At 30.5% G+C, this 15,711-nt stretch carries 15 protein-coding genes, 1 tRNA gene and 1 other annotated feature; of the genes, 13 read left to right on the plus strand and 3 right to left on the minus strand.

What is annotated here, in order from left to right:
* Nucleotides 1–63: 63 nt before the first annotated feature.
* A complete protein-coding gene (locus Q5O29_RS07910) occupies nt 64–699 on the minus strand; it encodes an MBL fold metallo-hydrolase (protein ID WP_022212422.1) in 636 nt (211 codons plus the stop codon).
* Nucleotides 700–860: 161 nt separating this feature from the next.
* Between Q5O29_RS07910 and Q5O29_RS07915 the strand changes: the two genes are divergently transcribed.
* On the plus strand, nt 861–1,316 hold the full coding sequence (locus Q5O29_RS07915) for a CtsR family transcriptional regulator (RefSeq protein ID WP_022212423.1): 456 nt from the start codon (nt 861–863) through the stop codon (nt 1,314–1,316).
* Between the two features lie 151 nt (nt 1,317–1,467).
* Nucleotides 1,468–3,906 carry an ATP-dependent Clp protease ATP-binding subunit gene (locus Q5O29_RS07920; protein WP_022212424.1) on the plus strand — a complete coding sequence of 813 codons (2,439 nt, stop codon included), beginning with the start codon at nt 1,468–1,470 and terminating at the stop codon, nt 3,904–3,906.
* 21 nt (nt 3,907–3,927) lie between these two features.
* Here Q5O29_RS07920 and Q5O29_RS07925 read toward each other — a convergent pair whose 3' ends face one another.
* Nucleotides 3,928–4,089, minus strand: coding sequence for a hypothetical protein (locus Q5O29_RS07925; protein ID WP_022212425.1), 162 nt, complete (start codon nt 4,087–4,089; stop codon nt 3,928–3,930).
* Nucleotides 4,090–4,337: 248 nt separating this feature from the next.
* On the opposite strand from Q5O29_RS07925, the gene radA reads away from it, so the two are divergent.
* Nucleotides 4,338–5,726 carry a DNA repair protein RadA gene (gene radA / locus Q5O29_RS07930; RefSeq protein WP_302631926.1) on the plus strand — a complete coding sequence of 463 codons (1,389 nt, stop codon included), beginning with the start codon at nt 4,338–4,340 and terminating at the stop codon, nt 5,724–5,726.
* A gap of 101 nt (nt 5,727–5,827) precedes the next feature.
* Complete coding sequence (gene disA / locus Q5O29_RS07935; protein ID WP_022212427.1) at nt 5,828–6,892, plus strand: DNA integrity scanning diadenylate cyclase DisA; 1,065 nt, start codon at nt 5,828–5,830, stop codon at nt 6,890–6,892.
* Nucleotides 6,893–6,969: 77 nt separating this feature from the next.
* Here the strand turns inward: disA and Q5O29_RS07940 are convergent, their stop codons facing one another.
* Nucleotides 6,970–7,368 carry a hypothetical protein gene (locus tag Q5O29_RS07940; RefSeq protein ID WP_022212428.1) on the minus strand — a complete coding sequence of 133 codons (399 nt, stop codon included), beginning with the start codon at nt 7,366–7,368 and terminating at the stop codon, nt 6,970–6,972.
* Between the two features lie 243 nt (nt 7,369–7,611).
* On the opposite strand from Q5O29_RS07940, the gene Q5O29_RS07945 reads away from it, so the two are divergent.
* From Q5O29_RS07945 to Q5O29_RS07985, 9 genes are all read left to right on the plus strand, one after another.
* Nucleotides 7,612–8,703, plus strand: a complete 1,092-nt coding sequence (locus Q5O29_RS07945) for a PIN/TRAM domain-containing protein (protein ID WP_302631928.1) — start codon at nt 7,612–7,614, stop codon at nt 8,701–8,703.
* Between the two features lie 12 nt (nt 8,704–8,715).
* Nucleotides 8,716–9,384 (plus strand): 2-C-methyl-D-erythritol 4-phosphate cytidylyltransferase, encoded by a 669-nt coding sequence (gene ispD / locus Q5O29_RS07950; protein ID WP_022212430.1) that lies wholly within the window; start codon nt 8,716–8,718, stop codon nt 9,382–9,384.
* Nucleotides 9,385–9,438: 54 nt separating this feature from the next.
* Nucleotides 9,439–9,616, plus strand: a binding site (T-box leader).
* Between the two features lie 118 nt (nt 9,617–9,734).
* Nucleotides 9,735–11,444: a proline--tRNA ligase gene (locus Q5O29_RS07955; protein ID WP_022212431.1), complete on the plus strand. Its 1,710-nt coding sequence runs from the start codon at nt 9,735–9,737 to the stop codon at nt 11,442–11,444.
* A 21-nt stretch (nt 11,445–11,465) separates the two neighbouring features.
* On the plus strand, nt 11,466–12,869 hold the full coding sequence (gene cysS, locus Q5O29_RS07960; RefSeq protein ID WP_022212432.1) for a cysteine--tRNA ligase: 1,404 nt from the start codon (nt 11,466–11,468) through the stop codon (nt 12,867–12,869).
* 70 nt (nt 12,870–12,939) lie between these two features.
* Nucleotides 12,940–13,359, plus strand: a complete 420-nt coding sequence (locus Q5O29_RS07965) for a Mini-ribonuclease 3 (RefSeq protein ID WP_022212433.1) — start codon at nt 12,940–12,942, stop codon at nt 13,357–13,359.
* 16 nt (nt 13,360–13,375) lie between these two features.
* Entirely contained in the window at nt 13,376–14,248 is an 873-nt protein-coding gene (gene rlmB, locus Q5O29_RS07970; RefSeq protein ID WP_022212434.1) for a 23S rRNA (guanosine(2251)-2'-O)-methyltransferase RlmB, read from the plus strand.
* Between the two features lie 25 nt (nt 14,249–14,273).
* A complete protein-coding gene (locus Q5O29_RS07975) occupies nt 14,274–14,783 on the plus strand; it encodes an NYN domain-containing protein (protein ID WP_022212435.1) in 510 nt (169 codons plus the stop codon).
* Nucleotides 14,784–14,851: 68 nt separating this feature from the next.
* Nucleotides 14,852–15,466, plus strand: a complete 615-nt coding sequence (gene sigH, locus Q5O29_RS07980; RefSeq protein ID WP_370545600.1) for an RNA polymerase sporulation sigma factor SigH — start codon at nt 14,852–14,854, stop codon at nt 15,464–15,466.
* Nucleotides 15,467–15,541: 75 nt separating this feature from the next.
* Nucleotides 15,542–15,617, plus strand: a tRNA-Thr gene (locus Q5O29_RS07985).
* Nucleotides 15,618–15,711 lie beyond the last annotated feature (94 nt).

Genomic DNA, 15,711 nt, shown 5'->3' on the forward strand with positions numbered 1-15,711 from the left:
ACGAATTCCCTTTTTTCAAATATTATTTTGATACAGCCCCTTTTTATTATATAAAATCAGATTTTATAATACATTATGCATAAGTATTGTAGAAGGAATATTGCTATTATAGAAGTCTGAAAGATAAACAGTGTCAGTTTTTATTGAAACTACATTTTTACAATATGATAAAAAATCCTTAGGGCCATTAAAGTAAAAATTGTTATAATTATTTTTATAGCACATTGGAATTATATATTTTGCATTAAGCTTTTCAGATAAAGAGTATGCATCAATTCCATTTAAGCAAAGATTACCGCCAATAGGTATGAAAAGAATATCAGCATTACTTAATATCTTTATTAGCTCATTATTAATAAACTCGCCTAGATAGCCTAAATGACAAATCTTTAAATTATCTACTTTAAATAGATAAATTATATTTGGACCTCTTTTTAAACCATTAATTGAATCACTTTTACATTTATAGCCTTCTACTTTAATGTTTTCAATAGCAGAGTTGCAATCAGTATTTACTATTTTTCCAAAGATTTTTATGTTTTTAGCAGAAGAAAAGTCTATAGGCCTACTGAAGGTAGAAATATTAGCAGTAATATTTTCATTTAATGTACTAAAAATATTAAAGGGGTCTAGTAATATCTTTTTACCTAAGTTAGTAGTTAACAAAAATGTGCTATTGCCAAACCATTGAATTTTCATGTTTATCACATCCTATTAAACATATTATTATTTAGTTTAAGTAATAATTTGGGAATAATTCATAAGTAGGGAATTTTTTTAAAATTTAGCTTATGGACAGTGGAAAAGTAATTGTATATAATTAAAGTCAAAGAAGGTCAATGTGTTAGGAAGGTAATATTATGGCAAGAATATCAGATACAATTGCAGATTTCATTTATTCATTGATTGATGAAACAGATGACAATCAAGCAATAATTCAAAGAAATGAATTGGCAGATAAATTTAACTGTGCTCCCTCACAAATTAACTATGTATTAACTACAAGGTTTACTTGTGAAAAGGGATATATTATTGAAAGTAGAAGAGGTGGAGGGGGATATATCATAGTTAAAAGGATATACCATAAAAGTGGTCAAGAAAAAATTTCTATATTAAATGAAGCAATAGGTTCAAGTATAACTTATCAAAGTGCAGTATCTATAGTTGAGCATTTGCTAGAATTAAATATAATTACAGCAAGGGAATATGAACTAATCAAAATAGCTGTAAACGATAGAACTTTAGGCTTAGTGGAAGATAAAAATAAAGTTCGTGCAGATATTTTAAAAGGTATGGTCAATATTTTATTATCATAATGAAGCACTTAACTTATTAAAATTACTATATAGTAGTGCGATGACAGAATTAAATTGCTATATTAGTCATAAATATTTATAAAGATTAAATAATACAAATTGGGATAGAATAGCTAAAAAGGAAAGTTCTATATGGTATGGAGGTGCAATGATGATATTTGGGAGGTTTACGGAAAGAGCACAAGTGGTGCTAATTGAAGCACAACAGGAATCACAGAATTTTAAGCATGGGTATATAGGGACAGAACATATTTTACTTGGAATTTTAAAAGAAGGTGGCTATGCTAGTCAAGTTTTAAATAACAGAATGATTACTTTAGATAAAGTAAAAAAGATGATAGAAGAATATTTAGGATTTGGAGATGAAGAAATAGTAACAGGAGATATGCTTTTAACTCCTAGGGCAAAAAGGCTTTTTGATGACAGTATAGATATAGGAAGAAAATTTAATCATAGCTTCATCACACCAGAACACATCTTAGAAGCACTTATCAATGGTAGTGAGGGGGTTGCATATACGATTTTAAGTACATGTAAGATTGATATGCATGAGATTAAAGATGAATTGGAAAAGTATATATCAGGCAATGATTTTAGAGATAATAAGAAAATATTAAATAAAGAAAAAAAGCAAAATAAGACTCCAATGCTGGATCAGTATAGTCGAGATTTAACTCAGATTGCTAAGGAAGGAAAACTTGATCCTGTTATAGGTAGAGATGAGGAAACTCAAAGGGTACTAGAGATACTTTGCCGAAGAGTAAAGAACAATCCATGCCTTATTGGTGAGCCTGGCGTTGGAAAGACTGCTGTTATAGAAGGATTAGCTCAAAAGATGGTTGCAGGTGATATTCCGGAAAGTCTAAAGGAAACAAGACTTGTAACATTAGATATTACTTCCATGGTGGCAGGAGCAAAATATAGAGGAGAATTTGAGGAACGTTTAAAGAAGGTAATGAATGAATTAAAAAATGAAGATAAAATTATTGTTTTCATTGATGAAATTCATACCATAGTTGGAGCTGGAGGAGCTGAAGGTGCTATAGATGCATCTAATATACTAAAACCTGCCCTTGCAAGAGGAGAAATCAAATGTATTGGAGCTACAACCATTGATGAGTATAGAAAGTATATTGAAAAAGATGCCGCTTTAGAAAGAAGGTTTCAGACAATTAATATTGAAGAACCAAATAAAGAAGAAACTTTAAAGATATTATATGGCTTAAGAGATAAATATGAATCACATCATAAAGTAAAGATAACTGATGAGGCATTAAAGAAAGCCGTAGAGCTAGCAGATAGATATATTACTGATAGATTTATGCCTGATAAGGCCATTGATTTAATTGATGAATCAGCTTCAAAGGTAAGGATATCTAAGCTTACTTTGCCACCAGAACTTAAGCAAAAAGAAATTGATATTGAAAAGTCTGTTACGGAAAAGGAAGATGCCATAAAAAATCAGGATTTTGAAAAGGCAGCTAACTTAAGAGATAAGGAAAAGCTTTTGAAAGAAGAATTTGAAAGCATTAAGGAGCAATGGAGGGCTTGTACGTGCAATGCTGTCAGCGTTGTTGATGAAGAAGATATAGCAAAAGTTGTTTCTATTTGGAGTCGTGTACCATTAGAGCGTTTAAATGAAAAGGAAGCTGATAAGCTATTAAGATTGGAAGAAGTACTAAAAAATAAAATTATAGGTCAGGATGAAGCTATTGGTGTTATTTGCAAGGCTATAAAGAGAGCTAGAGTAGGTCTTAAGAATCCTCATAGACCTATAGGTACATTTTTCTTTTGTGGCCCTACAGGCGTTGGAAAGACAGAACTTTCTAATGTTATAGCAGAAGTAATGTTTGGTAGTACCAATAGTCTTATTAGAATAGATATGTCAGAATATATGGAAAAACATTCTGTATCAAGGCTTATAGGTCCGCCGCCAGGTTATGTTGGTTATGAAGAAGGTGGTCAACTAACAGAAGCGGTACGTAGAAAACCATATTCAGTAGTATTATTAGATGAAATTGAAAAGGCTCACGAAGATGTATTCAATATACTTCTTCAAATAATGGATGATGGAAGACTTACTGATAGTAAAGGTAAAATAGTTAATTTTAAGAATACCATCATTATAATGACTTCCAACGAAGGAGCTCAAAAACTTAAAAAGCAGAATACTATGGGTTTCTTTAATGATGTAAATAATAATGCAGTGCAATATGAAAAGATGAAAGAATTTATTATGGGAGAGCTTAAGAATAAGTTCAGGCCAGAATTTTTAAATAGGCTTGATGAAATAGTAGTATTTAATCAATTAAATGAAGAAAATATTAAGAATATAGTAGATATAATGTTAAGTGATACAATAAATAGATTGAAGGAAAAAGAAATATTCTTAGATTATGATAAAGAACTTAATAAATTTATTGCAGATAAAAATGAAAATTTAAGTTTTGGTGCAAGGCCTATAAGAAGGATTATTACCAGGGAAATAGAGGATAAATTAAGCGATGAAATGCTTAAAGGTGAAATTAAACGAGGCGATAGGCTTAGCGTATGTTTCAAGGATGATGAACTTATTTTTTCACATAAATAAAATAGGGCGATGGATATCGCTCTATTTTATTATGTTTTCATTTTCTAAATTTGAATTTATTATCATATTTTCTAGAGGTATATCCTCTAAAGAATTAAGATAACCATTAGTGTCAGTGTTATTATTATAATCATTTAAAGTGTTTTTTGCAGGCATATTCTTGTAATAGGATTTATTTAGCATAAATATCAACTCCTTATTAAAATTAATATTAGTATGAGCTAAAATGTAAAAAAGTATTCTTATTAGAAAGATGTATGCTAAATGTAAATTTATAACTTAAGGAATTGGTTAAAAATAAATTTGAGTAATAAGGATTTTTTAGTAAATACTTTGGGCTTTTATATATTTTTTATATTTTGTTTATGATATATTATAGATAGAAAAATAGATTTTAATTTTAATATATAGATTAAAGTGTGGTGAGAAGTTTGGCTAAAGTTAAATCTATATTTATTTGTGAAAATTGTGGCTATGAATCGCCAAAATGGCTAGGAAAATGTCCAGACTGTAATAACTGGAATACCTTTGAAGAAAGCCTAGTTGAAAAGAAGAATAGTGTAGCAGCTGTTGCTAAAAAGGTATCACTAACTATGAAATCTGTAAAAAAATTATCAGATATTACTTCTAGCAAAAGTGACAGGATTATAACAGGAATTAATGAATTTGATAGAGTTATGGGAGGCGGTATAGTTAAAGATTCCATAACAATTATTACTGCTAGGCCAGGAGCAGGAAAGAGTACATTGTTATTGCAAGTAGCACATAGCATAGCGCATAAGGGCCATAAGGTTGTTTATGCATCAGGAGAAGAAAGTGATAGTCAAATTAAAAATAGGGCAGATAGAATATTAAATAATATAAGTGATAATATATGGGTTCTGCAGGAAACAAGCATGGATAATGTGGTGCATGCTACTAGGGATATTGATCCTGATTTGATTATAATAGATAGTATACAAACCTTTACTATGGAAAATGCACTTCCAGCCAGAGCAGGATCACCTACTCAGACTATGGAATGTGCCAATGAATTATTAAGATTGGCTAAGGATGATAAAAGACCAAGGGCAGTAATAATAGTAGGTCAGATGACTAAAGCTGATGAACTAGCAGGACTTAGAGCTTTAGAGCATTTAGTTGATACTGTTTTAATTATAGAAGCAAACAGTGATGAGGAGCTAAGAGGATTAATAAGCTCTAAAAATAGGTTTGGTAGCACAGGTGAAACTGGCTTTTTCCAAATGACAGAAAAGGGAATGGAATCTATCGATAATCCATCAGAGTATTTTATGACAAAGAGAGATGATGGAGATTTAGTTTCAGGAAGTACTTTAACTGTTGTTAAAGAAGGTTCAAGGGCAATAATAATGGAAGTAGAAAGTCTTGTTTCAAAGACATTTACTCCATATCCAACAAGGATAGCAGAAACATTAGGTAAGGATAAATTAAATACTTTAATTTCTATTTTAGAGATAAGAGGTGGAATTAATTTATATGATAAAAATGTAATTATAAAGACCACTGGCGGAATGCGAGTTAAGGAACCAGGAGTTAATTTAGCTGTAATTATGAGTATAGTTTCATCGGTGAAAAATAAAGGAATACCTACAGATGTAGCATTTATTGCAGATGTAGGTCTGACAGGTGAATTAAAAAAAGTACCTTCATTAGAGGGAAGAATAAAAGAGCTTGCTAGAATGGGATTCAGAAAGGTTTATGTAGCAAAGGATTCTTTTGCAAAGGGCTTTAAAATTGAAGGAATTGATATAATTTCATTAAAAACTTTAAATGATGTTATAATAAATGTATATAGATAATTTAAAAAATCACAATAAATTAGTGTAGAAACATAAAAATGGAAGATAGAAATTACTTAGAAGTGCGGCTTTAGAAGTTATTATAGTAATTAGGTGATTATATGAGGATTAAGGATGATAGTAAGATAAAAAATATTTTAAAAATAGTTAGCCCTGGCACTAATTTAAGAGAAGGGCTAGAAAATATTTTGAGAGCAAAGACCGGAGGATTAATAGTTCTTAGTGATAATGAAGAAGTAATGAAGCTTGTAGATGGAGGATTCTATATAAATTCAGAATATAGTCCTGCATACATATATGAATTAGCTAAAATGGATGGAGCAATAGTTATTAGTGAAGACTTAAAAAGGATAGTATGTGCTAATACACAGTTACTGCCAGATCCATCAGTAAGTACTTTTGAAACAGGAACAAGACATAGAACGGCACAGAGAATAGCAAAGCAGACAGATGCAATAGTCATAGCTATATCTCAAAGAAGAAATTTAATAACTATTTATAAAAAAGATATAAAGTATGTATTACAGGAAAGTAGTGTTATATTGGAAAGAGCTAACCAAGCAATACAGACTTTAGAAAAGTACGTAAATGTATTAGAAAGAGTAATAAATAATTTAAATATATTGGAATTTCAAGACTTAACTACAGTTTTTGATGTGGTAACGGCTATACAGAGGACAGAAATGGTAATGAGGATAGTAGAAGAAATAAAGAGATATATCTTAGAGCTTGGTAATGATGGAAGATTGATATCTATGCAGCTTAATGAGCTTATAAGATACATTGAACGTGATGGTATACTACTTATTAGAGACTATTGCAAAGAAGATAGTGATTATAATGAAATATACAAGGAAATACAAAAGCTTAATTCTGATGAATTAGTAGACTTAGATGCCATAGCAAAACTTTTAGGATATACAGGATGTGTATTAGTAGATACTCTTACTTCTCCAAAAGGATATAGATTATTATTTAAAATACCAAGGATACCTACTAATGTAATTGAAAACTTGATAAAGCATTTTGGGCAATTGAAAAATGTATTAGAAGCGTCTAGTGAAGATTTAGATCAAGTTGAAGGAATTGGTGAAGCACGTGCTGCAGCAATAAAAAATGGTTTAAAGAGAATCAAGGAACAAGTAAATTTAAAAAAAGAACTTTAGTAATTTTATAGAATATAAGAGTCTATAATTGGTAACAATATAAAAGCAGGTATGTAGTTATACCTGCTTTTAGTACATTATCTAAATGTAAATTTACCTAAAGTATCTAATTTGGAGGTTTCATTTATTAATACATCATAAAGATTTATATCTAATATATTGCATAGTGATACTAGATAAAATAAGCTAGTTCCTATTTGATTTTCAATTACTTCACGACAATTATCACAAAGTTTTCCGTTTAAATGAGTTGAGAAAGATTTTGATAATTCATCAAGAGAAGTATCAGTATTATCGAATTCTTGTTTGGAGGCATTTATATTAATGCAACCACAATTAGTAATAGCTTTTGCCACAGATCTATTAACTTTAGAGCAGCTTTCAGTATATTTAGTTAAAACATCTAAAATGCTTTTATGTCTTATTAGAGAAGTACTAACGTCATTTTGAAATGTATCAAATATTATATCCTTCATTTTGAATCAGCTCCTTAAATAGAGTTTAGTATAAGAAAATTTCCTAAGGAAATAAATTTGTTAATATAACCCTTGGGCGAATTGGTTAATATAATAATAAACAACCTGGCCATTCATTAATAGGGGGTATAGAAAAATAATTATTGATTTTAGCAGTAAGTGTTCTGTGATATAATTAAATGGTTATTTATGGATAACTAATAGATGAAATTTAATATATATATTATAATGGGAGGTGAAAATGTGCTGAAAAAAATTGTGAAATTCATTAGTTCAATTATGGGAATAGCAGTGGGATATATTATTGGAAAAGTGCTTATTACACTGGGCATAAAACAGGGAATAAAATTATTTATAGAGCCTCTATACACGAGTTTAATTTTACTTATTGTAATCTTAATTTTTGCAATTATTTTTTATTTTTTATCATCATTTATTTATAAAGGAATTATAGCTATAATAGATGGATTTGAAATGAATATTCAAAAGCTTACAGTGACAGAATTTCTTTTTGGAACACTAGGGCTTTTAGTAGGACTTGTATTTGCAACTCTTATAGGAGTACCCATATCAAAAATTCATTTTGTAATAGGCCCTATCTTATTTATCTTAATAGATTTAATTGGAGCTTTGGTAGGAATAAAGATATTTATTAAGCGAAAAGAAGATATATTAAATTTACTTACTTCTATAAAGAAGAATGGACTAAGGGATAAGAAGAATAAGCATAGTGAAAAGATATGTCCTAAAGTATTGGATACATCAGTAATCATTGATGGAAGAATATTTGATATATGCCAAACTGGTTTTGTGGAAGGTCCTTTAGTAATTCCATGTTTTGTGTTAAATGAACTTAGGCATATTTCTGATTCTGCTGATGGTCTTAAGAGAAATAGAGGAAGAAGAGGTCTTGATATATTAAATAAAATACAAAAAGAACTTTCTATAGAAACTCAGATATATGAAGAGGACTTTCCGGAAATTGCGGAAGTTGATGCAAAGCTTTTAAAGTTAGCACAGATTTTAAGTGGAAAAGTAGTGACTAATGATTTTAATTTGAATAAAGTTGCAGAATTCCAAGGAGTGCCAGTACTTAATATTAATGAGTTAGCCAATGCCATAAAACCAGTACTTCTTCCAGGAGAAGAAATGAAAGTGATGGTGATGAAAGATGGTAAGGAATCATCGCAAGGAATAGCATATTTAGATGATGGAACCATGATTGTTGTAGAAGGTGGCAGAAAGTTTATAAATGAGGAGATAATAGTAGTTGTTACATCTGTATTACAGACAGCTGCTGGCAGGATGATATTTGCAAAACCAAAGGAAAGTTAAAAGGAGTTTTAGATGATAAGTGCTATTGTTTTAGCAGGTGGAAGAGGTAAGAGAATGAATTACCATAAAAGCAAGCAATTTATTGAAATAAAGGGAAAGCCAGTGCTTGCATATACACTTGAGAAATTTATTGATAATAAAAGTATAGATGAAGTAATATTAGTACTTCCAGAAGATGAAGTGGATTATTGCCAAAAGGAAGTGTTGCAAAAATACTGTTTAAAGGTAGATAGGATAGTATTTGGTGGGAAAGAGAGGCAAGATTCAGTATTCAATGCACTAGAAGCTATGGAAAAAGCAGATATAGTATTAATACATGATGGTGCAAGACCTTTTATAAGTGAGAGAATTATTGATGAAGGCATAAAATATGCTAAAGCATATGGTGCATCTGCACCAGGAGTAATCCCCAAAGATACTATAAAGATAAAAAACAATGATAATTTATCGGTAGATACACCAGATAGAAATACATTAGTTGCAGTGCAAACGCCTCAATGTTTTAAATATGATGAAATTTATCAGTGTCATAAAAAAGTTAAGAAGGAAAATATAGCAGTAACAGATGATACTTCAGTGGTGGAAATGTATGGGTATAAAGTATATTTATATGAAGGTGATTATATCAATATAAAAATAACTACCCCAGAAGATTTAATTTTAGCAGAGAGGCTTATATAGGTTATTGACAGGATTTTTGCAAAATTATATAATGAATAAATCAAAAAAATATATTATAAAGCAAGGAAGAAGAATAGTAAAAATCGCCTTTCAGAGAGAAAATCCTAGGCTGTAAGATTTTCAAGAGATTTTGAACCAGCTTCAGAGTTATAGCAAAACTATCGGTTTAACACCGTTATCATTATAAGAGCACAAATTTAGGTGGTACCGCGACTATAAGTTCGCCCTAATTATATTAGGGTGAACTTTTTATTTATAAATTATTAATGATGGATGATGATAAAAGGATAAAGAGTATTTCAAAGCCATCATATATATAACATTGACTTATATAACAGGAGGAAAATACTATGAAAATGTCAAATATGTTAGTTTCAACATTAAGAGAAGTTCCAGCAGAAGCAGAAATAGATAGCCATAAGCTAATGCTTAGAGCAGGGTTGATTAGAAAGATGGCTGCAGGAATTTATAACTATATGCCATTAGGATTAAAGGCTTTAAAAAATGTAGAAGAAATAGTAAGAGAAGAAATGAATGCGGCAGGAGCACAAGAATTTTTAGCTTCAGCAATGCTTCCAGCTGAATTATGGCAAGAATCAGGAAGATGGGATGTTTACGGAGCAGAAATGTTCAGATTAAAAGATAGAAATAATAGAGACTATTGTCTTGGACCAACACATGAAGAAGTATTCACTGATATAGCCAGAACAGAAATAAAATCCTATAAACAACTTCCAGTAAACCTTTATCAAATACAAACTAAATATAGAGATGAAAGAAGACCTAGATTTGGTGTTATGAGATCAAGAGAATTTGTTATGAAGGATGCATATAGCTTTGATAAGGATCAAGCTGGATTAGATGCTTCATATGATAAGATGCATGCAGCATATATTAATATATTTAACAGATGTGGTATAGATGCAAAATGTGTTGAAGCAGATTCAGGTGCAATAGGTGGATCAAATTCAGCTGAATTTATGGTTAGATCAGAAGTTGGAGAAGATGATGTAGTATTCTGCACATGTTGTGATTATGCTGCTAATATAGAAAAAGCTCCTTCAACAGTAGAAGTTGTTGAAGTAGAGGAGTTAAAAGAAATTATTAAGACAGAAACACCAAATGCTAGAACTATTGAAGAATTAGTTAAATTCTTTAACACAACTGAAAAGAAATTTGCTAAGACATTAATATATAATGCAGATGGTAGAATAGTTGCTGTAATGGTAAGAGGGGATAGAGAAGTTAATGAAGTTAAAGTATCTAATGCTTTAGGTGGAGTAATAAACTTAGATATGGCTTCAGCAGAAGAAGTATTTGCAGCAACAAATGCACAAATAGGGTTTGCAGGACCAATAGGTATAAAAGTTGATGAATTATTAGTAGATGAAGAAGTAAGTAAGATGTATAACTTCATAGTTGGAGCTAACGAAACAGCATATCATATAGAAAATGTTAATTACGGCAGAGACTTTACAGGAACTGTTGGTGATTTTAGAAATATAACAGCTGGAGAGAAATGCCCAGAATGTGGCGGAGAAGTTACTATTTCAAGAGGAACAGAAGTAGGGCATATATTTAAATTAGGAACTAAGTATTCTGAAGCTATGAATGCAACATTTATTGATGAAAATGGTAAGGAAAAACCATTTATAATGGGATGCTATGGAATAGGTGTAACAAGAACTTTAGCTTCAATTGTAGAACAGCATCATGATGAAAATGGGATTATATGGCCTTTATCAGTAGCACCATACCATATTTCAGTAATACCAGTAAATATTAAAGATGAGGCACAAATGGAAATAGCTAATAAGTTATATGAAGAATTAAGAGCTATTGGTGTTGATGCTTTATTAGACGATAGAAATGAAAGAGCGGGAGTTAAATTCAAGGATTCTGAACTTATTGGAGTTCCAATGAGAGTTACAGTTGGTAAAAAGATTACTGATGGTGAGGTTGAATTTAAGTTAAGAGATGGAGAGATGGAAACAATAAAAATAGAAGAAGTTGTTTCAAGAGTAAGAGATGAGTTCCAAAATAATAATATAAAATTATAAAATCTAAAGGGAGTATGTCTAATGAGAATTTTTAATACTTTAACGAGAAGTAAAGAAGAATTTGTACCATTAAATCCAAGTAAAATTAAGATGTATGTTTGTGGACCTACAGTATATAACTTCTTTCATGTTGGAAATGCAAGGACATTCATTATATTTGATACAGTAAGAAGATATTTTGAATATAGAGGGTATGAAGTTGAATTTATACAAAACTTTACAGATATAGATGATAAGATGATAAAGAAAGCTAATGAAGATAATACTACTGTTAAAGAAGTAGGAGATAAGTATATAGCTGAATATTATCAAGATGCTGATGGATTAAATATAGAAAGAGCAACATGCAATCCAAGAGCTACAGAATTTATTGATGATATAATTGAATTTGTATCTGGACTTATAGAGAAAGGATTTGCTTATGAAGTAAATGGTGATGTTTATTTCAGAACTAAGAAGTTTGAAGGTTATGGTAAACTTATAAAGCAAAATTTAGAAGACTTACAAGCTGGTGCTAGAATAAATGTTGATGAAAGAAAAGAAGATCCAATGGATTTTACTATTTGGAAAGCTCAAAAACCAGGTGAGCCAGCTTGGGAAAGTCCATGGGGACCAGGAAGACCAGGATGGCATATAGAATGTTCATGTATGGCTAAAAAGTTGTTAGGAGAAACTATTGATATACATGCTGGTGGAATGGATTTAGCGTTCCCACATCATGAGAATGAAATAGCACAAAGTGAAGCTTTAACAGGAAAGCCTTTTGCTAAGTATTGGATGCATTCAGCATATTTAAACGTAAATAATCAAAAAATGTCTAAGTCTTTAAATAACTTCTTAACAGCTAGAGATGCTCTAAAGGCTTATGATGGAGATGTTATTAGATTCTTAATGCTTTCAGCACATTATAGAGTACAGTTAAATTTCAGCACTGAATTATTAGATTCAGCAAAAGCTTCAGTGGAAAGATTATATAATGCAATAGATAATTTAGAAAATTTAATTAATGAAGTAACTACTGAAAAGATGACAGAAGAAGAAGTTAAATATCTTGAGAAATTAAATGCATATAAAGAAAGATATATTGAAAAGATGGATGATGACTTCAATACAGCTGATGCAATTACAGTATTATTTGATTTAGTTAGAGATTACAATACTAATATAACAATAGATTCATCAAAAGAATTATGTGAAAAGGCATTAGAATTAATAAGAAGCTTAGGAGCACCTTTAGGAATGCTTCAAAAGCAAACAAAAAAAGAAAGTTTAGAAGATGAAATAGAACGTTTAATTGAACAAAGACAAGAAGCAAGAAAGAATAGGGATTTTGCTTTAGCTGATAAAATAAGAGATGATTTAAAAGCCAGAGGAATTGTTTTAATAGACACACCACAAGGCGTGAGATGGAAAAAAGAAAATTAAAAAAAGGGAGCTGTCATTTTTGACAGCTTCAATGTTATAAGTTAATAAAAAATAGAGAGTGGTGAAGTAAGTGCTTCAAGATTATAGAGAAAAAGAATTTAGTGCTAAGGATGCAAAATTATTAAATCCATTACAGTTAGCACTTATAGGTGATGCAGTATATGAACTGTACATAAGAAATTATATATTAGCCAATAATATGAGTTTATCAGCGCATAAAATACATGTTAAAGCTATAGGATATGTAAAAGCAAAGAATCAATCAGCTATAATGCATTCATTAGAAGAGGAGCTTACAGAAGAAGAAAGCTATATTTTCAAGAGAGGCAGAAATGCCAAGTCAGCAACAGTGCCTAAGAATGCTGATGTAAGAGATTATAGAATGGCAACAGGCTTTGAAGCATTGGTAGGATATCTGCATTTAATAGGAGATTATGAAAGATTAAATTATATATTAAGTAAAGCTGTAACAATAGACATAAGCAAATAGTAAGGAGTTTTTTTATATGACAAAGAGAGAAAATCCAAAAAGAAGAGAAAATGTAGAAAAGAAGAAAAACAGAAGAGAAACGTCAAGAACTGAATATGTATCTAAAGGAAATAGAGTAAATACTCAAGGATATGGGGATAACGAAGTTGTAAATGAAGATTTGGTTCTAGGAAGAAATGCTGTAATTGAAGCATTGAAAGGTGATAGAACTGTTGAAGCTCTATATGTGAGCAAAGGAGATTTGGAAGGTTCTGCTAAAGTAGCCTTAGCTTTAGCTAAAGAAAAGAATATTGTTGTTAAGGAAGTTGATAGAAGAAAACTAGATTCTATGAGTGGGGGGTTAGTTCACCAAGGACTTATTGCCAGAGTGACTCCATTTAAATATTCAGAAGTAGAACATATTTTAGCATATGCTGAAAAGAAAAATGAACAACCATTTATTATCATACTTGATGAAATTGAAGATCCACATAATCTTGGTTCAATTATAAGAACAGCGGAATTATGTGGTGTTCATGGAATAATAATTCCAAAGAGAAGAAATGTTGGAGTTACATCTACAGTTTATAAATGTTCAGCAGGAGCAGTTGAACATATGAGAATAGCAAAGGTAACAAATGTTAATGCAACTATTGATACTCTAAAAGAAAAAGGAATATGGATATATGGAGCAGATATCGAAGGAAAAGATTATAGCTATAATGTGGATTTTGGAGGACCTTGTGCTATAGTAATTGGTAGCGAAGGTAAAGGGATATCTAATTTAACTTTGAAAAAATGTGATGTTCTTGTAAAAATACCTATGATTGGGAAAATTAACTCTTTAAATGCATCAGTTGCAGGTGGTATAATGATGTACGAGGTATTAAAAGGAAGAATAACAAAGTAATTGTTATTAATATACGAGGTCTAAAGTGAGATTTGTATTTGTTGATGGGTACAATGTTGTAAACAGTTGGGACATCCTAAAAAAAGAAAAAAGCATTAGTTTAGAAAGCGCAAGACAAAAGTTGATAGATATTTTAGATAATTATGGTGCTATTAATGGATGTAAAGTAATATTAGTTTTTGATGGATACAAGGTAGCAGGCAATAGGGAAAGTAAATATGAATATAACAAGAACCTTGTGGTTATATTTACTAAGGATGGAGTAACTGCAGATGCATATATTGAAAAGGAAGTAAATCATATTGGAAGAAAATATGAGGTGCATGTTGTGACATCTGATTCTTTAGAGCAACAAACAATATTCCAAAGAGGTGCAGTAAGAATTTCAAGTATAGAATTTTATAATTTGGTTTTTAAGACCAATGAAGATATTAAACATAATTCTAAGAAAGTAAATTCAAGTGATAAGAATGTCCTTCTAGACAATATAGATGATGATGTTTTGAAAAAATTAGAAGCAATGAGAAGAAGTTAAAGGGTTTGAGAATTATACTGTAAATAGGAGGTCATATGTGTAGCAAAGAAGTTTCAAACGATCTACTTATGGATGAAGATGAAATTGAAAAGAGTATAGTGATAGATGCTAAAAATGGGGATGTAAGAGCTCAAGAATACATAATTTCAAAGTATGAAAGTTTTGTTAAGGCCAAGACCAAGTCATATTTTTTAATAGGAGCCGATAAGGAAGATATCTACCAAGAAGGAATGATTGGATTATATAAGGCTATAAGGGATATTAACTTTGAAAAGGCTACAACTTTTAAAGCTTTTGCAGAACTATGTGTAACAAGGCAGATTATAACGGCAATAAAGACTGCAACTAGACAGAAGCATATACCGTTAAACACTTATGTTTCATTAAATAAACCAGTATCGGATGATGAATCAGATAGAACATTATTGGATATATTATCAAGTATAAAGGTCAGTGATCCTGAGGAGCTAATCATAGGCCAAGAACAGAAGAAATTAATTGAAGATCAAATTGAAAGAGTGCTTTCTGATTTAGAGAAAGAAGTATTCCAAAGTTACCTAGATGGCAAATCATATCAAGAAATTGCATGTGATTTGGACGTACAGGCAAAATCAATTGATAATGCATTGCAGAGAGTTAAAAGAAAGTTAGAAAAATGCTTAGCTAGCAAGGAACAAAAATAGAAAAATCATATTGACAAAAAAAACAAATGCTAGTAAACTTTATAATTGGTATATTAAAGTGAAATACACTTTAATGCTCACGTAGCTCAGTCGGCAGAGCGTCGCCTTGGTAAGGCGGAGGTCGTCGGTTCAATCCCGATCGTGAGCTCCAATTTATAAGATATATGTATGCAAACGCTAGGCAGAGTTTATTAAAATAATATAAGGAGGAATTTGCAAATGGCAAAGCAAAAATTCGAAAGAAG

This window comes from Clostridium sp. CAG:265 (assembly GCF_000436575.1).
Taxonomy (GTDB): Bacteria; Bacillota; Clostridia; order Clostridiales; family Clostridiaceae; genus Clostridium; species Clostridium lentum.